The sequence below is a fragment of the Inquilinus sp. Marseille-Q2685 genome (genome assembly GCF_916619195.1).
In the GTDB taxonomy this organism is placed as follows: domain Bacteria; phylum Pseudomonadota; class Alphaproteobacteria; order DSM-16000; family Inquilinaceae; genus Inquilinus.
Genome location: NZ_CAKAKL010000002.1, coordinates 1,066,236 through 1,084,696, shown reverse-complemented (window position 1 = coordinate 1,084,696; position 18,461 = coordinate 1,066,236). Strand labels below are relative to the sequence as shown.

Here is an 18,461-nt window from a genome sequence, read left to right as displayed (position 1 = left end):
TGATGGACCTCGCCGCCGCGCCCCGCACGGATGTCCTGACGACGCCGGACGGGGCGCGGCTGCGCTGGGGCGCGTGGCCGGAGCCCGAGGGGCGGGTGCGCGGCACCGTGCTGATCCTGAACGGCCGCAGCGAGTTCATCGAGAAGTACCGCGAGACCGCGGGCGAGCTGATCGCCCGCGGTTTTCGCGTCTTCGGCTTCGACTGGCGCGGCCAGGGCCTGTCGTCGCGCACGCCGACGGGCGACGAGACCGGCCATTACGACAGCTTCGACCCGCTGGTGCGCGACGCTGCCCTGATCGCCGACCGGGTGGTCCGGCCGGCGGGGGAGGGGCCGCTGATCCTGCTCGGCCATTCCATGGGCGGGCATCTGGCGCTGCGGCTGCTGGCCGCCCGGCCCGATCTGGCGGCAGGCGCGATCCTGACCGCGCCGATGGTGATGCCGATCACTCTGTCCTATGTCCGCCAGGCTGCGCGGCTGCTGTCGCCGATGGCGGCTGCCCTGGGCCGCGGCCGCGGCTACGCGCCGGGCGAGGGGGGCTACGATCCCGACCGCATGCTCGACCCGCGGCGGCTTCTCTCCAGCGATCCGGTGCGCAACCGCATCCATGCCGATTGGTTCCGCGATCATCCGGAATATCGCGTCTCGGGGATCACCTGGGGCTGGCTGGCCGCGGCCTTCCGCTCGGCCGCGGCGATCCGGCAGGGCGCGTCCGGCATCCGCGTGCCGGTGCTGATGCTGCTGGCGGGGCGCGAGTCGCTGGTCGACAACGGCGCCGCGCGCCAGGTCGCCCGACGGATGCCCCATTGCCGGGTCAGCGTCTATCCGGACGCCCTGCACGAGATCCTGATGGAACGCGACGACATCCGAGGCGCCTTCTGGCGCGACGCCGACGGTTTCCTGGCGACGCTGGCGCCATGAGGCGGCGGCACTTCGCCGGCTGGCTGACGGGTGCCCTGCTGGCCCGGCCGCTCCTCGCCCAGAGTCCGGCGCCGCAGCCATCGCCAGAGCCCAAGCCAGCGCCGGCGGGAGAGCCGGCCGATCTCGAGCTGGTGCTGCTGGTGGACGCCTCGGCCAGCATCACGACCGGCGCGCTCGACTTCCAGTTGCGCGGCCATGCCGCCGCCTTCCGCGACGAGAAGGTCAAGGCGGCGATCGCCGCCGGGCCGCGGGGCGGCATCGCGGTGACCGTCGCCCGCTTCGACGGGCCGCGCAGCCTGAAGGTGCTGCTGCCCTGGCGACGCCTGGCCAGCGCCGCCGACGCCGACGCTTTCGCCGAGGCCGTTCTGGCGGCGCCGGCGGGACAGGAGGCCGGGTCGACCGCAATCGGCAGCGCCGTGCTGGACGCGCTCGACCTGTTCAAGGGCAGCGGCTTCGACAGTCCGCGCCGGACCATCGACATCGTCTCGAACGGCTTCTCGAATGCCGGGATCGATCCGACGCTGGCGCGCGATGCGGCGGAGGCCGCCGGGGTGACGGTCAACGCGCTGGTCATCCTCGACGAATACGACTGGCTCGAAGGCTACTACCGGCAGCAGGTGATTGGCGGCATCGGCGCCTTCGTCCGCGCTGCCGAGGGCCGGGACACCTTCATCCAGGCGCTGATCGCGAAGCTGATCGACGAGATCGTGTAGAGCCACCTGAACGATCTTTCTTCTTGTCATTGCCGGGCTTGACCCGGCAATCCAGGGGGCCTCGACATCTTCTGGATGCCCGGGTCAAGCCCGGGCATGACAGACTGAAGATGGCCCTCGTTCCGAAGTCGCCTGATGTACCAGATCCTGACCGACCACCCGCTGCAATCCGCCAACAGCTTCGGCATCGCTGCGCGCAGCCGCTTTGCGATCGAGATCCGCGACGAGGCCGAGCTGCCGGCGGTGCTGGCGGATCCGCGCTTCGCCGGGCTGCCGCGCCGGCTGCTGGGCGGCGGCAGCAATGTCGTGCTGACCGGTGATTTCGACGGGCTGACGCTGCTGATGCGCATCCCCGGACGCCGGCTGGCGGGGGAGAGCCCGGAGGCGGTGCTGGTCGAGGCCGGGGCCGGCGAGGTCTGGCACGACCTGGCGGCCTGGACCATCGCCCAGGGCCGGCCGGGGCTGGAGAATCTGGCGTTGATCCCGGGCACCGTGGGCGCCGCGCCGATCCAGAACATCGGCGCCTATGGCGTTGAGCTGGAGGAGCGGTTCGAGAGCCTGCGCGCCTTCGACACCGCGACCGGCGGCTTCGTCACGCTCAACCGCGCGGCCTGCCGCTTCAGCTATCGCGACAGCCTGTTCAAGCGCGAGCCCGACCGCTGGATCGTCACATCCGTCACCCTGCGCCTGCCGCGGCCCTGGGCGCCGGTGACGGCCTATCCCGACCTGGCCCGCGTGTTCGGCGACAGGACGGACGTCACGGCGGCGGAGATCTTCGACGCCGTGGTCGCGGTGCGGCGGCAGAAGCTGCCGGACCCGGCGGTGATCGGCAATGCCGGCAGCTTCTTCAAGAACCCGATCGTGCCGGGGGAGCAGTATGACGACCTGTCCGCGTCCTTCCCGGGAATCGTCGGCTATCCGCAGCCGGACGGCCGGGTGAAGCTGGCCGCCGGCTGGCTGATCGACCGCTGCGGCTGGAAGGGGCGGGCGGTCGGCCGCGCCGCGGTCCACGACCGGCAGGCTCTGGTCCTGGTCAACCGCGGCGGCGCCACCGGGGCCGAGATCCTCGACCTGGCCCGGCAGATCCAGCGTGACGTCCGCGCCACCTACGGCGTGGCGCTGGAGCCCGAGCCGGTGATCCTCTGAGGCGGCGCCTTACGGCATCGCCCTGAGCGCGTCAGCGAAGAAGTCCGGGCCGCCGAAATTGCCGGATTTCAGCGCCAGCACCATCGGCGGCTCGCGGCCGACCGTATAGAGCACCGGCACGCCCGGGGCGATCTCGGCGCCGATGCGGAAGGCGGGCAGGGCCAGGGCATCGACCACGGCGCCGGAGGTCTCGCCGCCGGCCACCACCAGCCGGCGGACGCCGGCCTCGACCAGGCCGAGCGCGATCCGCGCCATCGCCTGCTCGATGGCGTGGCCGGCGGCCTCGCGGCCGAGCTTCCGCTGCACCGCCGCCACCTGCTCCGGCGGGGCGCTGCTGGCGATCAGCACCGGCCCTTCGGCGCGATGCCGCTCGGCCCAGGCGAGCGCCCGCCCGACCTCGCCGGGATCGGCGGCCAGCGCCTCCGGGTCAAGGCGCAGCACGGGCATGCTCCGCTCCGCCGCGGCGATCTGGCCCAGCGTCGCCTGCGAACAGCTGCCGGCCAGGATCGCGGCCGGGCCGCCGGTCGGGGTCGGCGCCTCGGCCCCGTCCGCGGCCATGATCCGGCCGGCGGCGACCAGCGCCCGGGCGATGCCGAGGCCAAGGCCGGAGGCGCCGGTCGACACCGGCTGGTCCAGCGCCACCACGCCCAAGGTCTCCAGATGCCGGTCCAGCACCGCGTCGGCGATCACCGCGCCGGCGCCTTCCACGGCCAGTTGGCGGAGATAGGTTCGCACCGTCTCCGGCCCGGCCTCCACCGTGGCCAGGGGCAGCAGGGCGACCGGCGCCTTGCTCTGCCGGCCCAGAACGCGGACCAGGTTCGAATCCCGCATCGGGTTCAGCGGGTGGTCCTTCAGCGGGCTCTCGTGCAGCGGCGCGGTGCCGACGAAGAGATGGCCGAGATAGACGGTCCGGCCGGTCTCCGGGAAGGCGGGAGTGACCAGGGCCGGCCCGGCGCCGATCTCGGCCCGCAGCGCATCGGTCACCGGGCCGATGTTGCCGGCATCGGTCGAATCGAAGGTCGAACAGATCTTGAACAGCACATGGCCGGTGCCGCGGCCGCGCAGCCAACGGGCCGCGGCCAGGCTGCGCTCCACCGCATCGGCGGCCGGGATCGACCGGCTCTTCAGCGCCACCACCACGGCGTCGACCGCGGGCAGCTTCAGGTCGTCGCGCGGCACGCCGATGGTCTGGACCGTGCGCAGCCCGGCCTTGGACAGGGTGTTCGCAAGATCCGACGCGCCGGTGTAGTCGTCGGCGACGCAGCCGAGCACGAGGGTCATCGTCTCCTCCTCATCCTTCCTTGCGGCCGGCATAGGGCGCGAACCAGCCGAGGCCTTCGAGCGTGCCGGCGCGGGGCCGGTACTCGCAGCCGATGAAGCCGGCATAGCCCAGCCGCTCCAGCTCCTGGAACAGGAACGGGTAGTTCAGCTCCTCGATATCCGGCTCGTGCCGGCCCGGCACGCTGGCGATCTGGACATGGGCGGTGATCGGCAGCAGTGCCCGCAGCGCCATGGCCACGTCGCCGTGCAGGATCTGCCGGTGGTAGCAGTCGAACTGCAGCTTCAGGTTGGGCAGCCCCAGCTCCTGGATCAGCGCCGCGGCCCGGTTGAAGTCGCCCAGGAAATAACCCGGCATGTCGCGCGTGTTCAGCGGCTCCAGCAGCACGTCGATGCCCTTGGCGGCGAAGGCCTCGGCGGCGAAGGATGTCGCCTCGCGCCAGGCCTGCTGCGCCCGCGGGTCGGCCGGGTCGGCATTGCCGCTCATCATGTGCACGCGGCCGACGCCGGTGGCCTCGGCGTAGGTCAGGGCGGTGGCGACGGAGGCGCGGAACTCCTCCGCCCGTTCGGGCAGGGCGGCCAGGCCGCGCTCGCCCTTGGCCCAGTCGCCGGGCGGCAGGTTGAACAGGGCCTGGGTCAGGCCGTTGCGGGACAGCCGTTCGGCGATCGCCTCGGGCGGATGCTCGTAGGGGAACAGGTACTCGACCGCGGTGAAGCCCGCCCCGGCCGCCGCGTCGAAGCGGTCGAGGAAGTCCCACTCGGTGAACATCAGGCTGAGATTGGCGGCGAAGCGCGGCATCGATCCTATCCTTCCTTCGGCGCGCCGGGCAGGTCGAGGCCGGCGATCTGGGCGTAGAGCCGGGCGACGGAGGCGTCGTCGTCCCGGCCCATACCCGCGGCGGCGGTCATCAGGAACATCTGCAGCGCGGCGCCGGCCACCGGCACCGGGAACTTCCCGCTGCGCGCCATGTCCATCACGATACCGAGATCCTTGGTGAAGATGTCGACCGCGCTGCGCGGCGCATAGTCGCCGTCCAGCACATGCGGGATGCGGTTCTCGAACATCCAGGAATTGCCGGCCGAGGCGGTGATCACCTCATAGACCTTGCGGATGTCCAGGCCCTGGCGGGCGGCGAAGGCGATCGCCTCGCAGGCGGCGGCGATGTGCACCCCGGCCAGCAGCTGGTTCACCATCTTGAAGGCGGCCCCGGTGCCGGGCGCGTCGCCGAGCTCGTAGAGCTTCGCCGCCATGGCGTCGAGCGCCGGCCGGGCCGCGGCGAAGGCTGCGGCGCTGCCGGAGGCGAGGATGGTCAGCGCGCCCTCGGCCGCGCGCTGGGCGCCGCCGCTGATCGGCGCGTCGAGATAGTGCCGGCCGGTCGCCTCCAGCCGCTCGGCCAGGCTGCGTGCCGCTTCCGGCGCCATGGTGGCGGACGAGACGAAGACCGCTCCCTGCGGCATCGCGGCGGCGCAGCCGGACTCGCCGAACAGCACCGATTCGGTCTGGGCCGCGTTGACCACGACCGAGATGACGATGTCGGCGCCCGCCGCGGCCTCGGCCGGGGTGGCGGCGCCGGTGCCGCCGGCGGCGACCAGGCGCTCGACCGCGGCGGTGGACAGGTCGCAGCCGGCGACCTCGAAGCCGGCCCGGCGCAGCGACAGGGCCATGCCCAGACCCATCGAGCCCAGCCCGATCACGGCAGCACGTTTGGTCATTTCGATCCTCCTCGTCCGATCCTAGCGGTTGACGAGCTTCGCGGGGGTGGTCAGGACGGCGGCGGCGCCCAGCACCAGCATGACCGCCAGCATATACATGCCGAATTCGGTGCTGCCGGTCAGGTCCTTCAACAGGCCGATGGCATAGGGGCTGACGAAGCCGGCCAGGTTGCCGATCGAGTTGATCATGGCGATGCCGGCCGCGGCGGCTGCGCCGTGCAGGAAGGCGGTGGGCAGCGACCAGAACAGCGGCGCGCAGGTCAGGACGCCGGCCGCGGCCAGCGACAGGAAGGCGATCGCGACCGCGGTGTCGCTGGCGGTCGCCGCGACGACGAAGCCGACCGCGCCCATGGCCGCCGGGATCACCAGGTGCCAGCGCCGCTCGCGGCGCCGGTCGGCGCTCTGCCCGAACAGGATCATGGCGACGACAGCGCACAGGAAGGGGATGGCGCTGATCAGGCCGATGTTGAGGTTGCCGGTGACGCCGGTGGCCTTGACCAGGGTCGGCATCCAGAAGGTCAGCCCGTACTGGCCGCTGACGAAGGCGAAGTAGATGAAGCAGGACAGCCAGACCCGGCCGTCACGGAACACGGCGCCGAGCGAGGCGGGGCTGTCCTTGCCCTTGGCGTCGGCCGCGATCTCGCGCTCGATCACCGCCTTCTCCTCGTCTGTCAGCCATTTCGCGTCGCGGACGCTGTTGTCGAGCACCAGCAGCACGGCCAGGCCGATCAGCACGGCGGGAATCGCCTCGATCAGGAACATCCACTGCCAGCCGGCCAGGCCGTGCGTCTCGTGGAAGGCATCCATGATCCAGCCCGACAGCGGGTTGCCGAAGATGCCGGACACCGGGATCGCGGCCATGAACACGGCGATGATCTTGGCCCGGCGATGCGACGGGTACCAATAGGTCAGGTACAGGATGATGCCGGGGTAGAAGCCGGCCTCGGCGAGGCCCAGCAGGAAGCGCAGGGCGTAGAACCACGGTGCCGAGGGCACGAACATGAAGGCGGCGGAGACGATGCCCCAGGTGATCATGATCCGGGCGATCCAGACCCGGGCGCCGACCCGGTGCAGGATGACGTTGCTCGGCACCTCGAACAGGAAATAGCCGACGAAGAAGATGCCGGCGCCCAGGCCGAACACCGCCTCGCTGAAGCCGAGGTCCTGCGACATCTGCAGCTTGGCGAAGCCGACATTGACGCGGTCGAGATAGGCGATCACGTAGCACAGCATCAGGAACGGCACGATGCGCCAGAACACCTTGCGGTAGACCCGCTTCTCGATCGCTCCCGCCGTTTCGCGCGGCAACGGCATGGCTTGGACGCTCATCCTTCCTCCCTCGGCTCGTCCGTGACGGATATTGACACCGGTATCATCATCGGGCCGTGGCCGATCTCCTCAAAGGCTTTGGATCTCGTTGCGCTATGATGATATCGGTATCAATACTCTTGGGCGAAGCCGGCCGCGGCGTCAAGGGCGAGGCTGCCCGGGGGGCCGGAGCCGGGCGGAACGAGGGCTTCCGCTCGCACCGGGGATGCGGGGATGATGGAGGCCGAGTCGACGCAGAGGATCCCGATGGCGCGCACGAGACGGCCCGATCCCAGGGGCATCACGCTGGCGGATGTCGCGCGCGGCGCCGGGGTCAGCAAGATCACCGCGTCGCGGGTGCTGCGCGGCGGGCCGGTGGCCGGCGAGACGCGCGAGCGGGTGCTGGAGGTGGTGCGGCGCCTCGGCTACGTGCCGAACCGCCTGGCCGGCACCCTGTCCTCCGCCGGCTCGAACCTGGTCGGGGTGATCATCCCGTCGCTGGCCAACATCGTCTTTCCCGACGTCTTGCGCGGGGCTGAGGACGTGCTCGACGCCGCGGGGTACCGGCCGGTCGTCGGTGTCACCGACTACGACCCGGAGCGGGAGGAGGGGCTGATCGAGGCGATGCTGGCCTGGCGCCCGGCCGGGCTGATCGTCACCGGGCTGGAGCACACCGACCGCGGCCGGGCGATGCTGGCCAATGCCGGGATCCGCGTGGCCGAGCTGATGGATCTCGACGGCGCCGGGCTCGACATCGTCGTCGGCCTGTCGAACCGGGCGGTCGGCCGGGCCAGCGCCCGGCACCTGGTCGAGCGCGGCTATCGCCGCCTCGCCTATGTCGGCCACGATCTGGGCCACGACCGGCGCGCGGCCAAGCGCTTCGAGGGCTTCCGCGAGGCGCTGGCGGAGAGCCCGGCGGCCCTGGTCGCGACCGAGCTGCTGCCGGGCCGGTCCTCCGCCGCCTCGGGGCGGGAAGGGCTGGCCCGCATCCTCGACCGCGACGACCGGGTCGACGCGGTCTATTTCTCCAACGACGACATGGCGATGGGCGGCTGTTTCCTGTGCCTCGCCCGCGGCCTCGCGGTGCCGGGCCGGGTGGCGCTGTTCGGCTTCAACGGGCTCGACCTGGGCCAGGCGTTGCCGCAGCCGCTGTCCACCATCCGCTCGCCGCGGGTGGAGATGGGCGAGGTCGGGGCGCGGCTGGTGTGCGGCCGCGAGCCGCCGGCCGTCGTCGATCTCGGCTTCGAGCTCATCGCCGGCGCCACCGCCTGACCGGCATAGAAGGAAGGATCCATGGACGAGACCAGGCTGCGCGAGGACATCTGCCGCTTCGGCCGCTCGCTGTTCGAGCGCGGGCTGACGCCCGGCTCCTCCGGCAACATCAGCGTCCGGCTGGACGATGGCGGCTGGCTGGTGACGCCGACCAACGCCTCGCTCGGCTTCCTCGACCCGGCGCGGCTGTCGCGGCTCGACGCCGAAGGACGCCTGCTGTCGGGCGACAAGCCGACCAAGGAGATCCCGCTGCACGGGGCGCTCTACGAGACGCGCGGTTCGGCCCGCGCCATCGTGCATCTGCACTCGACCCATTCGGTCGCGGTGTCGATGCTGCCGGGCATCGATCCGAAGGCGGTGCTGCCGCCCCTGACCGCCTATTACCTGATGCGGGTCGGGGCGACGGCGCTGGTGCCCTATTACCGGCCGGGCGACCCGGCGGTGGCCGACGCCATCCGCGGCCTGGCCGGCCGCTATTCCTCGGTGCTGCTGGCCAATCACGGCCCGGTGGTGGCGGGGGAGAGCCTGGAGGCGGCGGTCTACGCGACGGAGGAGCTGGAGGAGACGGCGAAGCTGCACCTGCTGCTGCGCGGCCTCAACCCGCGGCTGCTGTCGCCGGGCCAGATCTCAGAGCTGAAGGAGGCGTTCAAGCTGGAACTGCCGGAGGACGACCATCGGCACGGGTAGATCGTGTTGACATTTGCTATACGTCATCCATCTTGTATAGCAATTGTGTATGCGAGCGTGAGGTGGGCCATGCGTGATGCCGCCATCAATCTGCGCGCTCTGCCCGAGCAGCGCGATCTGATCGACCGCGCTGCGGACCTGCTGGGCAAGAGCCGCTCGGATTTCATGTTGGAGACCGCCTGCGAGCGGGCGCAATCGATCGTGCTCGATCAGGTCTTTTTCAACCTGGACGCGGAAAAGTTCCGGCAGTTCGCGAGCATGCTCGACGCTCCGCCGGCCGCCAATCCGGGCTTTGAACGCCTGATGGCCGTCAAGGCTCCCTGGCGCACCGGCAAGGCGTGAGCTTGCAGCTCTCGGCGCCGCAGCCCCTGGCTGCAGCCCATCACCTCGACGCCTTTGATTGCGGCGAACCGTCGCTCAACGACTGGCTGAAGCGCCGGGCGCTGGCCAACCACTTGAACGGAGCCAGCCGCACCTTCGTCGTGGCCGACGCCGAGCATCGCGTTTTCGGCTATTACGCATTGTCTGCAGGGGCGGTCGCGCATCGGGATGCGACCGGTGCTGTCCGACGAAACATGCCCGATCCGGTGCCTGTGATGGTGCTGGCGAGGCTCGCGGTCGATCTCCACGCCCAGGGCATCGTACTGGGAGCAGCGCTGCTGCAGGATGCGGTGCTCCGTGTCCAGGCCATCTCGCAGAATGCCGGGGTCCGTGCCCTGCTCGTCCACGCGCTGCACGAGCGGGCCAAACGATTCTACGAGCACTACGGATTCCAGGAATCGCCGGTGCAGCCCATGACCCTGATGCTGCGGATCAGGTCTGAAATGCCGTGACTCAGTCCTCATCCACCCCGGACGTCGCGGCCCGTCGTGCGGCGACGCCGGCATAGCGGCGCAGGCTCCAGAGCAGGGGGGAGGCGTCGCGGGTCTCGACCTCGGTGACTAGGCCGACGAACAGGATATGGGTGGTCACCTCGGTCAGCCCGATCAGGTGGCAGTCGATCACGGCGACCGCTTCCTCCAGCTTCGGCCGGCCTGAGGGCCAAGCGGACCAGGTGCCGCGGGTGAAGCGTTCGGAGCGGGCGATCGGCAGCTTGCCGGCGAAGGCGTCGGCGACCTCGTCCTGGTGCTCGGCCAGCATGGCGACAGAGAATCCCTCGGTCGCCTCGATCACCCCGGCCATGGCGCTGGTGCGGTCGATCGACACCAGCATGGTCGGCGGATCGGCCGCCAGCGACATCACCGCCGTGGCGGTGCGGCCGTGCCGGGTGCCGTCGGGCTCCGTCGCCCCGACCACGCAGATGGTCGCGGTCAGGCGCGACAGCGCCTCGGCGAAACGGTCGCGGGGCACCGCCGGTGGGTGGTGCGGGTCCGGGTTGTAGCGAAGCGAGGTGCGCGCGACCAAGGTCTGTCCCTGAGGGCCGTCGGAAAAGGGCGCCCGCCAGCCCGATTCCCTTGAAGGATACCGGACTGGCGGGCGGGATCGGCGTCAGGCGGCCTTGAGCTGGGCCTCGGCGAACTCGTAGTTGGCGAGCTTGTCGAGGAAGTTCTGGGCGTAGTCCGGACGGCGGTTGCGGAAGTCCAGATAGTAGCTGTGCTCCCACACGTCGAGGCCGAGCAGCACCTTGCCCTCGCCGGTGGCGAGCGGGTTGGAGCCGTTCGGGGTCTTGGTGATCTTCAGCTTACCGTCCTTGCCCAGCACCAGCCAGGCCCAGCCGGAGCCGAACTGGCCGATCGCAGCCGCCTTGAAGGCGTCCTTGAAGGCCTGCACGCCGCCGAGATCCTCGGTGATCTTCTTCTCCAGCGCGCCCGGGATGGCGCCGCCTTTCGGCGACAGGTTCTGCCAGAACAGGATGTGGTTCCAATGCTGGCCGGCATTGTTGAACACCGGCGCTAGGTTGTCCTTGCCGTAGGCGAAGGTGACGATCTCCTCGAGCGACTTGCCCTTCAGCGAGTCGTCCTTCTCGACGAAGCCGTTCAGCGCCGTGACGTAGGCCTGGTGGTGCTTGCCGTGATGCAGCTCCAGCGTCTCCTGGCACATGCCGCGCTCGGCGAGGGCGTTCTGCGAGTAGGGCAGCTGGGGAAGTTCAAACGCCATGGTGGTGCTCACTTTCTGATCGGCTTGGTTGCGGAAGGATGCGGTAGGCGCAACGGCGCGCCCCCGCCTGGATGTGCTCCGTGCGCTCCACCCGGGCCTCCGGCCCGAGCACGCGGCGGAACAAGTCGAGCTCGGAGCGGCAGAAGCCCTGGCAGGCCGCCGCCGCGGCGCAGATCGGACAATGATTCTCGACCAGAAGGAAGCCGTTTTCGTCTTCCTCCCACCCAGCCATGTAGCCCTCGCGGGTGCGAAGGCCAGCCAGGGTGGCGATGCGGTCGCGCAGCGTCGTCGCGCCGGCCACGGCGTCCGCATAGCGGGCGAAGGTCTCGGCCTCGCGCGCGGCGATCAGGCGGTCGAGCGCGGCGTCGCCCAGCTCGCGCCGGACGCCGGCGATCAGCCCGGCCACCATCTCGGCATGGCCGTCGGGGAACCGGGCATGGCCGGCGGCGGTGAGGGACCAGAGCTGGACCGGCCGGCCGACTCCGGCGCGCTGCGGCGCGGACTCGACCAGCCCGCCCTCGGCCAGCTTGACCAGCTGCTGGCGCGCCGCCTCTCCGGTGGTGCCGAGCGCGGCGCCGAGTGCCGCGGCGCTCTGGCTGCCGCGCGTCTTCAGCAGCAGGAGCAGCCGCTCCGCTGCCGTCACCGGCCCCCGGGAAAGATCATTGTCAAAGTCCATGCTTTGAAAATAACCACCCGATCCGGCGCCTGCAAGCATCATGCGCCGCCGTCCCATGGCTGGCGCGTCGCCGCGGCCCCTTCCGCTGCGCTCGGGATCGGGGCCAAGGTGGCGTGGTGCTCCTGCAAGCCGAGTCGACCCGCATGAACCTCCTCTCCTCCTGGCAGCTCTGGGCGCTGCTCTCCGCCGTCTTCGCCGCCCTGACCGCGATCTTCGCCAAGATCGGGATCGAGGCGATCAACTCCGACCTCGCCACCTTCATCCGCACCATCGTCATCCTGCTGGCGATCGGCGGCATCGTCGCCGCCACCGGGCAGTTCCAGCCGACCTCCTCGATCTCCGGCCGGACCTGGCTGTTCCTGGTGCTGTCGGGCCTGGCGACCGGCGCCTCCTGGCTCTGCTATTTCCGGGCGCTCAAGCTCGGCCAGGCGGGGCAGGTGGCGCCGATCGACAAGCTCAGCGTCGTGCTGGTGGCGGTGTTCGGCGCGGTCTTCCTGGGCGAGTCGCTGTCCGGGATCGCTTGGCTGGGCGTCGCGCTGATCGGCGGCGGCGCCGTGCTGGTGGCGGTCGGATGACGCCGGTCTGCCGCCGGATGCGGCCGGAGGAGGCTGAGGCGCTGGCGGCGCTGCTGGGCGCGGCCTTCGGCAATCCGCGCTTCGGGCCGGTCGTGGCCCGGTTGTCTCGCATGCCCAACGCCGCGATCCATGTGCTGGAGGCCGACGGCGCGCTGCGTGCCGCCGCGGCGGTGGTCGATTATGGCCGGGTGGCCTATCTCGGCATCGTCGGCACCGATCCGGCGATGCAGGGGCGCGGCCTCGGCCGCCGCATCGTCGAGGCGGCGCTGGCCCCGGTGCCGGCCGGCCGCGTGATCCTGCTCGACGCCTCGCCCTCCGGCGCGCCGCTGTACGAGAAGCTCGGCTTCATCGATGTCGACGCCTCGGTGGTGCTGGAGGCGAAAGGGCCGGTCGAGGCGCCGCCGGTGCCCGGCCTGGCGCCGATGGCGGAGGCCGACCTGCCGGCGGTCGCGGCCTATGACGCGGCGGTGTTCGGCGCCGACCGCACGACCGGGCTCTCCGCACTCTTTCGGGAGCATCCGATCGGCATGGTCTGCCGCCGCGACGGGCGGCTGATCGGCTATGGGCTGCGCCACCCGGACCGGGTCGGCCCGGTTGCGGCCGAGGACCAGGAGGCCGCGGCGGCCCTGGTCGCGGCGCTCTCCGCTCTCGCGCCGGCGGGGCCGATGACGATCACCGTGCCCTCCAGCCATGCCGCGATGCTCGACCATCTGCGCCGCAGCGGGGTGCCGGAGCTGCGGCGGCTGCGCCACATGCGCCGCGGCGGCGACCGCCACCCGAGCGACCGGGGACGCATCGCCGCCATGGCCAGCTTCCACCTGGGGTAAGGGCCTACTTCTCCGCCAGTGCCGCCAGGATCCGGGCCCAGGAGCGGATGCCCTTGTGGAAGCTGGTCAGGTCGTATTTCTCGTTCGGGCTGTGCACCCGGTCGTCCTCCAGCGCGAAGCCGACCAGCAGCGAATCCATGCCCAGCAGGCGCTTGAACGACCCGACAACGGGGATCGAGCCGCCGCATCCGGCCAGCGCCGCCGGGCGGCCCCATTCCTCTTGCAGCGCGGCCCGGGCGCGGGTCAGGGCCGGGCTGTCGATCGCCAGCGCCAGCGCCGGGCTGCCCTTCTCCGACTGGAACTCCGCCGTGCAATCCGCCGGCAGGCGGGCGCGGACGAAGGCGTAGAAGGCGTCGCGGACCTTGACCGGATCCTGGTCGCCGACCAGCCGGAACGACACCTTGGCCGACGCCTTGGCGGCGATCACGGTCTTGCTGCCCTCGCCGGTGTAGCCGCCCCAGATGCCGTTGACGTCGCAGGTCGGCCGCGCCCAAAGGCGCTCCAGCGTCGTCCGGTCGCGCTCCCCGGCCGGGATCGACAGGCCGATCTGGCCCAGGAAGGCGGCCTCGTCGAAGCCCATCGACTGCCACTGCGCCTTCAGTTGGGTCGGGGTCTCGGGCACGCCGTCGTAGAAGCCGGGGATGGCGATGCGGCCGTCCTCGTCGTGCAGCGCCGCCAGGATCTTCGTCAGGACGTGGATCGGGTTGCGGGCCGAGCCACCATACATGCCGGAATGCAGGTCGCGGTTGGCCGCGGTGATCGTCACCTGCTCATACACCATGCCGCGCAGGCTGGTGGTGATCGCCGGGGTCTTCGGGTCCCACATGCCGGTGTCGCAGACCAGCGCGATGTCCTTCGACAGCTCCTCGCGGTTGGCCTCCAGGAACGGGTTCAGGCTGGGGCTGCCGGATTCCTCCTCGCCCTCGCAGAACACGGTGACCGGCAGGGGCAGGGAGCCGGTGACTGTCTTCCAGGCGCGGCAGGCCTCGAGGAAGGTCAGCAACTGGCCCTTGTCGTCCGAGGCGCCGCGGGCGTGGATGCGCTTCACCCCGTCGGCGCCGGTCTCGATCCGCGGCTCGAAGGGCGGGTGGTCCCACAGCTCCAGCGGGTCGATCGGCTGCACGTCGTAATGGCCGTAGAACAGCACCGACGGGTCGGCCCCGGCGCCGGGCGCGTGGCCGACCACCATCGGATGGCCCGGAGTCGGCCGGACCTCGGCGGCGAAGCCGATCTCGCCCAGGCTGCCGGCCAGCCACTCGGCGGCGGCGCGGCACTGCTCCTTGTAGGCGGGGTCGGTCGAGATGCTGGGCTGGCGCAGGAAGGCCATCAGCCGGTCGAGGCTGGAATCGAGGCCGGCGTCGATCGCCGACAGGACCTGGTCGAGCGTGCTCACGGGGGAGAATCCTCTCGAAATCGCTGGCACGACCCTAGAGCAGATCCGGTGCCGGCGGAAACGGGGAAGGGGCCTCAGCCCTTTCGGCCTGCCATGTGGCGGAGATAGGCGATGACCTGCTCGATCTCGCGGTCGCTCATCTGCTCCGGCGTGAAGCCCTGCATCTTGCGGTCCGGCCAGTCGCGCACCGAGGCCGGGTCGCGGATCAGCGCGTGCAGCGCCGCCGGCGCCAGGTATTCGGTCGGGTTCATCGGCCGGTTCAGGTCCGGCCCGACCTCGGCCGACCCGGCGCCGTTCAGCTTGTGGCAGACCAGGCACTGGGTGACGAACAGCGTCTGCCCGCTGCGGATCGGGTCGGCCGCCGGCAGGGCCGGGTCGACCGCCAGCTCGGGCCAGCGCGCGGCGGGGGAAGGCTGGGTCGCCAGCCTGGCCATCTGGTAGGGCCACTGCTCGCTGCGCACCGTCGCCGCCTGCTCGCCGGTCCAGACCAGGTAGAAGGTGCCGGCGCTGACCGTCTTGTCCGGAAGGGCGGGCCAGGGGGCGTCCGCCGGCTCGATCGCCACCCAGGCGATCACGGATTTCGGGTCGGTGCCGAGGAGCTGGTCGACCGGCAGCTGCGCCGCGTAGCCGTCCGTCGCCACCGCCTCGATCACGGTGTCGGGCGGTGGCGTCAGCCCGGCGATCAGCCCTGCCACCGGCACGGCGCGATAGGTCATGGCGCGGCCGTAGATGGCGTCCTTCGTCACCTCGATGGTGGTGGCGTCGGGCCGGGCCAGCAGCTGGTCGCGGGTGAAATGGCGGGTCTCGCCGCCGATCGTCAGGTCGAGCGCCGGCTCGGCCGCACCGGCGGTGGCGGCCCACAGCAGCAGGCCGATGGCAGCGAAGATGCGCATGATCACTCCCCCTCGCGGCGAGAATGCACCGCAAGGGATAGGAAACCATGCGGCGGGGGTGAGTCGCCAGCGCGCGGAGGGTCAGGCCGCCTTTCCGGCGGGCGACGTCGGCCGAACCGGCGTCTGGCCGGCCAGCAGCGGCCCGGCATCGCCCCCCAGCGCCTCCAGCCGCAGCAGCGCCAGGCCGATGCCGTCGCGGCTCGACCGCATCTCGCCGGCCTCGCGGCCGTCGCGCAGGATCGGCGTGCCGGGCTCCGGCGCCGGCCCGTCCAGCAGCACCGGCGCCAGCCGCTTCTTCAGCAGGCCGCGGTAGCGGGTGCGGGCGGTCAGCTCCTGGCCCATGTAGCAGCCCTTGTCCCAGGCGATGGCGTTCAGCGAATCGTAGTTCGCCTCCAGCAGCACCGTCTTCTCCGGCACCAGGTCGCGGCTGCCGTCGGGCACGCCGAGGGACAGGCGAAGCCGATCCCAGGTTTCGGGGCCGGTCTCGGTGAGGCCGAGGCCCTCCAGCGCTGCTTTCGCCGCCGCCTTCGGCAGCAGCGCCCGGGCGCCGAGCGCCGCCGTCCGGGCATCGACATGGGCGATGCCGTCGGCCAGGGCTCGCGCGGCGCCCGGTTCGTCGGGCAGGCCGAGGGCCGCGGTGCCGACCTCGCCGGGGATCGCGGCCACCGCCCAGTCGGCGGTGACGTCGGCCAGCTCGACCTTGGAGCGCAGCTTATACATCCGCAGCCGCCGGAACAGGTCGGCGCCGCGCCCGGCCTCGCAGTCGATCAGCCAGGCATCGCCCAGCGCGACCACGTGGAAATCGTGCAGATACTTGCCCTGCGGCGTCAGGAAGGCGGCGAAGACGGCGCGGTCGGGCGCCACCTTCCGCATGTCGTTGGAGACCAGCCCCTGCAGGAAGGCGGCGCGGTCCTCGCCCGTCAGGCGCAGGACATCGCGGTCCAGGAGGGTGAATTCGGCCATGGCGTCGCCCGGTTGCGGATCGGCATCTGCCCCAAGAGGTGGGCCAAGTGCCGGGGTCGCGCAAGCGCCTGCGGGTCTGACTTGCGACGGAAGCGGAGGGCTGGGTCGTGAAGGGACCATAAGGCACCCATGGCGGTGCGCAACGTCGAGAGCATCATGAAGACGAAGTGGATTGTCGGTTCCGCGCTGCTCGCCCTCGTCGCCGGCACGGCCCTGGCGGCCGCCCAGGAGGGGGCGCCCCAGGGCGGCTGGCGCGGCGGCTTCTTCCGCCAGCTCGACACCAACAAGGATGGCAAGGTCGAACGGACGGAGGTCCAGGCCTGGTCCGAGGCGCGGTTCAAGGCGCTCGACGCGGCAGGTGACGGCGCGCTGACCAAGGAGCAGTATGTCGACGCCATGATCGCGCAGATCCGCCCCCGCCTGGAACAGCGTTTCGACAAGCTCGACGCCGACAAGGACGGCAAGGTGACCGCGGCCGAGTTCGAGGCGCCGGCGCTGGCCCGCTTCGACCGCCGCGACACCGGCAAGACGGGTGCTCTGTCGATCGATGACCTCAAGACCCACCGCAACTGAAGCGTGGCCGAGAGCGACGATGCCCTGGTGGCGGCGGTGGCGGCGGGAGACGCCGCCGCCTGCCGCCGCCTGGTCGACCGGCATCTCGGACGCCTGCTCGCCTTCGCCCAGCGCATGCTGGGCAGCCGCGCCGATGCCGAGGACGTGGCCCAGGACGCATTCCTGGCCCTGTGGAAGGAAGCCGGGCGCTGGCGGCCGGACGGCAGCGCCACGGTCTCGACCTGGCTCACCCGCGTCACCTACAACCGGGCGATCGACCGGCTCCGGCGGCAGCCTTCGGTCGCGCTCGACGCGGTGCCGGAGCCGCCGGACCCCGGTGCCGGCGCCGAGGCCGGGCTGCAGCGTGCCCGGGTCTCGCGCCGGGTCGCCGAGGCGCTGGCCCAGCTGCCCGAGCGGCAACGGGCGGCGATCCTGCTCAGCCACTATGAGGGCCAGGGCAACCGCGAGATCGGCGAGACCCTCGGGGTCGGAGTCGAGGCTGTCGAATCGCTCCTGGCGCGCGGCCGGCGCGCCCTCCGCCAGGCCCTGGCGGCGGAACGGGCCGATCTGATGGGAGAGGTGTGACATGGCCGAGATGATGCTCGATCGGTTCCTCGATCTGCTCGACCGGCACGGTCCGGTGATCGACCGATGGCCTGCGCCCGACCAGGACGGTGCGGAGGCGCTGCTGGCGGCCTCGGACGAGGCGCGATCCGCCATGGCCGACGCCCGGGCGGTGGCCGCGATCCTCAACGACCTGCGGGTGGCTCCGCCCTCGGCGGCGCTGCTCGGCCGGATCCTCGACGCGGCGCCGCGGCCGCGCCGCTGGATATCCGAGATCCTGTCGTGGCGGCCGGCCGTGGCCTTCGCCGCGGCGCTGGTGGTCGGCATCTATCTCGGCGCCATGGTGCCGACGGTGCAGGCCAACGACGACGACTGGTCCTCGACCCTCGGCTATGCCCTGGCCGACGACGTGTCGCCCTTCGGAGGAACGCCGTGAAGAGTGTGAGACATGCGGGCTAATACCTGGCGCTGGGCGTTCGTCGCCTCGCTGGCGCTCAACCTCCTGCTGCTCGGCGTGACCGGCACCTGGTTGTGGCGATCGGATTCGCGGTCCGGGCCGTCGGCGCTGGCCGAGGCGGTCGCGACCCTGCCGGAGCCCGACCGCGCCACGCTGGGACAACTGCTCGACCGGCGCCGGGCCGAGGCCGACGCGATCTGGAACGATATGCGCCGGCTGCGCTCGTCGGCGAACCAGGCGCTGTCGGCCGATCCTTACGACCCCGACAAGGCGGCGGCAGCGCTGGCGGCGGTGCGTGACAAGTTCAAGGAGTTGCGCGACGTGGTGGAGGGAACGGCGCTCGAGATCATGCCCAAGCTGCCGGCCGAGCAGCGGCGGAAGCTTCTGGAACGGCGCAGCGCGCTCTGGCGGCTGTAGGTCTGCGGGC

The 18,461-nt window shown here is 71.4% G+C and carries 23 protein-coding genes; 13 read left to right on the top strand and 10 right to left on the bottom strand.

The features are described from left to right. Positions 1-2: 2 nt before the first annotated feature. From LG391_RS14315 to murB, 3 genes are all read left to right on the top strand, one after another. On the top strand, positions 3-920 hold the full coding sequence (locus tag LG391_RS14315) for an alpha/beta fold hydrolase (RefSeq protein ID WP_225768676.1): 918 nt from the start codon (positions 3-5) through the stop codon (positions 918-920). Then, positions 917-1,633, top strand: coding sequence for a DUF1194 domain-containing protein (locus LG391_RS14310; protein WP_225768675.1), 717 nt, complete (start codon positions 917-919; stop codon positions 1,631-1,633). The genes LG391_RS14315 and LG391_RS14310 overlap by 4 nt, the downstream gene beginning before the upstream one ends. A 135-nt stretch (positions 1,634-1,768) precedes the next feature. Beyond that, on the top strand, positions 1,769-2,779 hold the full coding sequence (gene murB, locus LG391_RS14305; protein ID WP_225768674.1) for a UDP-N-acetylmuramate dehydrogenase: 1,011 nt from the start codon (positions 1,769-1,771) through the stop codon (positions 2,777-2,779). 9 nt (positions 2,780-2,788) lie between these two features. Here the strand turns inward: murB and otnK are convergent, their stop codons facing one another. The 4 genes from otnK to LG391_RS14285 are packed head-to-tail and all read right to left on the bottom strand — an operon-like array spanning position 2,789 to position 7,099. Further along, positions 2,789-4,060, bottom strand: coding sequence for a 3-oxo-tetronate kinase (otnK, locus tag LG391_RS14300; protein ID WP_225768673.1), 1,272 nt, complete (start codon positions 4,058-4,060; stop codon positions 2,789-2,791). A gap of 10 nt (positions 4,061-4,070) precedes the next feature. Continuing rightward, positions 4,071-4,856 carry a 2-oxo-tetronate isomerase gene (gene otnI, locus LG391_RS14295; protein ID WP_225768672.1) on the bottom strand — a complete coding sequence of 262 codons (786 nt, stop codon included), beginning with the start codon at positions 4,854-4,856 and terminating at the stop codon, positions 4,071-4,073. A 5-nt stretch (positions 4,857-4,861) separates the two neighbouring features. Beyond that, a complete protein-coding gene (gene ltnD, locus LG391_RS14290) occupies positions 4,862-5,770 on the bottom strand; it encodes an L-threonate dehydrogenase (protein WP_225768671.1) in 909 nt (302 codons plus the stop codon). A gap of 21 nt (positions 5,771-5,791) precedes the next feature. Then, entirely contained in the window at positions 5,792-7,099 is a 1,308-nt protein-coding gene (locus LG391_RS14285) for an MFS transporter (RefSeq protein ID WP_225768670.1), read from the bottom strand. Between the two features lie 246 nt (positions 7,100-7,345). On the opposite strand from LG391_RS14285, the gene LG391_RS14280 reads away from it, so the two are divergent. From LG391_RS14280 to LG391_RS14265, 4 genes are all read left to right on the top strand, one after another. Further along, positions 7,346-8,350 (top strand): LacI family DNA-binding transcriptional regulator, encoded by a 1,005-nt coding sequence (locus tag LG391_RS14280; RefSeq protein WP_225768669.1) that lies wholly within the window; start codon positions 7,346-7,348, stop codon positions 8,348-8,350. Positions 8,351-8,371: 21 nt separating this feature from the next. After that, complete coding sequence (locus LG391_RS14275) at positions 8,372-9,037, top strand: aldolase (protein ID WP_225768668.1); 666 nt, start codon at positions 8,372-8,374, stop codon at positions 9,035-9,037. A 69-nt stretch (positions 9,038-9,106) separates the two neighbouring features. Beyond that, positions 9,107-9,379, top strand: coding sequence for a DUF1778 domain-containing protein (locus LG391_RS14270; RefSeq protein WP_225768667.1), 273 nt, complete (start codon positions 9,107-9,109; stop codon positions 9,377-9,379). Continuing rightward, positions 9,376-9,870 (top strand): GNAT family N-acetyltransferase, encoded by a 495-nt coding sequence (locus tag LG391_RS14265; protein WP_225768666.1) that lies wholly within the window; start codon positions 9,376-9,378, stop codon positions 9,868-9,870. Before LG391_RS14270 ends, LG391_RS14265 begins: the two co-directional genes overlap by 4 nt. A gap of 1 nt (position 9,871) precedes the next feature. On the opposite strand, the gene LG391_RS14260 is transcribed toward LG391_RS14265, so the two are convergent. The 3 genes from LG391_RS14260 to LG391_RS14250 all read right to left on the bottom strand — a co-directional run bounded on the left by LG391_RS14260 (position 9,872) and on the right by LG391_RS14250 (position 11,810). Further along, a complete protein-coding gene (locus tag LG391_RS14260; RefSeq protein ID WP_225768665.1) occupies positions 9,872-10,441 on the bottom strand; it encodes a flavin reductase family protein in 570 nt (189 codons plus the stop codon). 84 nt (positions 10,442-10,525) lie between these two features. Then, entirely contained in the window at positions 10,526-11,134 is a 609-nt protein-coding gene (locus tag LG391_RS14255) for a superoxide dismutase (RefSeq protein ID WP_225768664.1), read from the bottom strand. Next, a complete protein-coding gene (locus LG391_RS14250; protein ID WP_225768663.1) occupies positions 11,124-11,810 on the bottom strand; it encodes a metalloregulator ArsR/SmtB family transcription factor in 687 nt (228 codons plus the stop codon). The genes LG391_RS14255 and LG391_RS14250 overlap by 11 nt, the downstream gene beginning before the upstream one ends. A 143-nt stretch (positions 11,811-11,953) precedes the next feature. Here LG391_RS14250 and LG391_RS14245 point away from each other — a divergent pair, with 143 nt between their 5' ends. Together LG391_RS14245 and LG391_RS14240 are read left to right on the top strand one after the other, a co-directional pair. Continuing rightward, on the top strand, positions 11,954-12,385 hold the full coding sequence (locus LG391_RS14245) for an EamA family transporter (protein ID WP_225768662.1): 432 nt from the start codon (positions 11,954-11,956) through the stop codon (positions 12,383-12,385). Next, the gene (locus LG391_RS14240) at positions 12,382-13,212 is read left to right on the top strand and encodes a GNAT family N-acetyltransferase (protein WP_225768661.1); all 831 of its coding nucleotides are present in this window, start codon (positions 12,382-12,384) and stop codon (positions 13,210-13,212) included. The genes LG391_RS14245 and LG391_RS14240 overlap by 4 nt, the downstream gene beginning before the upstream one ends. A gap of 4 nt (positions 13,213-13,216) precedes the next feature. Here the strand turns inward: LG391_RS14240 and LG391_RS14235 are convergent, their stop codons facing one another. The 3 genes from LG391_RS14235 to LG391_RS14225 all read right to left on the bottom strand — a co-directional run bounded on the left by LG391_RS14235 (position 13,217) and on the right by LG391_RS14225 (position 16,461). Beyond that, positions 13,217-14,605 carry a dipeptidase gene (locus tag LG391_RS14235; protein WP_225768660.1) on the bottom strand — a complete coding sequence of 463 codons (1,389 nt, stop codon included), beginning with the start codon at positions 14,603-14,605 and terminating at the stop codon, positions 13,217-13,219. Positions 14,606-14,679: 74 nt separating this feature from the next. Then, the gene (locus LG391_RS14230; RefSeq protein WP_225768659.1) at positions 14,680-15,498 is read right to left on the bottom strand and encodes a c-type cytochrome; all 819 of its coding nucleotides are present in this window, start codon (positions 15,496-15,498) and stop codon (positions 14,680-14,682) included. An 81-nt stretch (positions 15,499-15,579) separates the two neighbouring features. Beyond that, on the bottom strand, positions 15,580-16,461 hold the full coding sequence (locus LG391_RS14225; RefSeq protein ID WP_225768658.1) for a folate-binding protein YgfZ: 882 nt from the start codon (positions 16,459-16,461) through the stop codon (positions 15,580-15,582). A 129-nt stretch (positions 16,462-16,590) separates the two neighbouring features. On the opposite strand from LG391_RS14225, the gene LG391_RS14220 reads away from it, so the two are divergent. The 4 genes from LG391_RS14220 to LG391_RS14205 are packed head-to-tail and all read left to right on the top strand — an operon-like array spanning position 16,591 to position 18,451. Continuing rightward, a complete protein-coding gene (locus tag LG391_RS14220; protein ID WP_225768657.1) occupies positions 16,591-17,034 on the top strand; it encodes an EF-hand domain-containing protein in 444 nt (147 codons plus the stop codon). 3 nt (positions 17,035-17,037) lie between these two features. Continuing rightward, a complete protein-coding gene (locus tag LG391_RS14215; RefSeq protein ID WP_225768656.1) occupies positions 17,038-17,598 on the top strand; it encodes an RNA polymerase sigma factor in 561 nt (186 codons plus the stop codon). Between the two features lies 1 nt (position 17,599). Next, positions 17,600-18,013: a hypothetical protein gene (locus LG391_RS14210; protein ID WP_225768655.1), complete on the top strand. Its 414-nt coding sequence runs from the start codon at positions 17,600-17,602 to the stop codon at positions 18,011-18,013. A gap of 12 nt (positions 18,014-18,025) precedes the next feature. Next, entirely contained in the window at positions 18,026-18,451 is a 426-nt protein-coding gene (locus LG391_RS14205; protein WP_225768654.1) for a periplasmic heavy metal sensor, read from the top strand. Positions 18,452-18,461 lie beyond the last annotated feature (10 nt).

Excerpts from the sequence above, each read along its gene's own strand:
- LG391_RS14315 (WP_225768676.1), top strand. The coding sequence starts at position 3 with ATGGACCTCGCCGCCGCGCCCCGCACGGATGTCCTGACGACGCCGGAC.
- LG391_RS14310 (WP_225768675.1), top strand. The coding sequence starts at position 917 with ATGAGGCGGCGGCACTTCGCCGGCTGGCTGACGGGTGCCCTGCTGGCC.
- murB (WP_225768674.1), top strand. The coding sequence starts at position 1,769 with ATGTACCAGATCCTGACCGACCACCCGCTGCAATCCGCCAACAGCTTC.
- otnK (WP_225768673.1), bottom strand. The coding sequence starts at position 4,060 with ATGACCCTCGTGCTCGGCTGCGTCGCCGACGACTACACCGGCGCGTCG.
- otnI (WP_225768672.1), bottom strand. The coding sequence starts at position 4,856 with ATGCCGCGCTTCGCCGCCAATCTCAGCCTGATGTTCACCGAGTGGGAC.
- ltnD (WP_225768671.1), bottom strand. The coding sequence starts at position 5,770 with ATGACCAAACGTGCTGCCGTGATCGGGCTGGGCTCGATGGGTCTGGGC.
- LG391_RS14285 (WP_225768670.1), bottom strand. The coding sequence starts at position 7,099 with ATGAGCGTCCAAGCCATGCCGTTGCCGCGCGAAACGGCGGGAGCGATC.
- LG391_RS14280 (WP_225768669.1), top strand. The coding sequence starts at position 7,346 with ATGGCGCGCACGAGACGGCCCGATCCCAGGGGCATCACGCTGGCGGAT.
- LG391_RS14275 (WP_225768668.1), top strand. The coding sequence starts at position 8,372 with ATGGACGAGACCAGGCTGCGCGAGGACATCTGCCGCTTCGGCCGCTCG.
- LG391_RS14270 (WP_225768667.1), top strand. The coding sequence starts at position 9,107 with ATGCGTGATGCCGCCATCAATCTGCGCGCTCTGCCCGAGCAGCGCGAT.
- LG391_RS14255 (WP_225768664.1), bottom strand. The coding sequence starts at position 11,134 with ATGGCGTTTGAACTTCCCCAGCTGCCCTACTCGCAGAACGCCCTCGCC.
- LG391_RS14250 (WP_225768663.1), bottom strand. The coding sequence starts at position 11,810 with ATGGACTTTGACAATGATCTTTCCCGGGGGCCGGTGACGGCAGCGGAG.
- LG391_RS14245 (WP_225768662.1), top strand. The coding sequence starts at position 11,954 with ATGAACCTCCTCTCCTCCTGGCAGCTCTGGGCGCTGCTCTCCGCCGTC.
- LG391_RS14240 (WP_225768661.1), top strand. The coding sequence starts at position 12,382 with ATGACGCCGGTCTGCCGCCGGATGCGGCCGGAGGAGGCTGAGGCGCTG.
- LG391_RS14230 (WP_225768659.1), bottom strand. The coding sequence starts at position 15,498 with ATGCGCATCTTCGCTGCCATCGGCCTGCTGCTGTGGGCCGCCACCGCC.
- LG391_RS14225 (WP_225768658.1), bottom strand. The coding sequence starts at position 16,461 with ATGGCCGAATTCACCCTCCTGGACCGCGATGTCCTGCGCCTGACGGGC.
- LG391_RS14220 (WP_225768657.1), top strand. The coding sequence starts at position 16,591 with ATGGCGGTGCGCAACGTCGAGAGCATCATGAAGACGAAGTGGATTGTC.
- LG391_RS14210 (WP_225768655.1), top strand. The coding sequence starts at position 17,600 with ATGGCCGAGATGATGCTCGATCGGTTCCTCGATCTGCTCGACCGGCAC.
- LG391_RS14205 (WP_225768654.1), top strand. The coding sequence starts at position 18,026 with ATGCGGGCTAATACCTGGCGCTGGGCGTTCGTCGCCTCGCTGGCGCTC.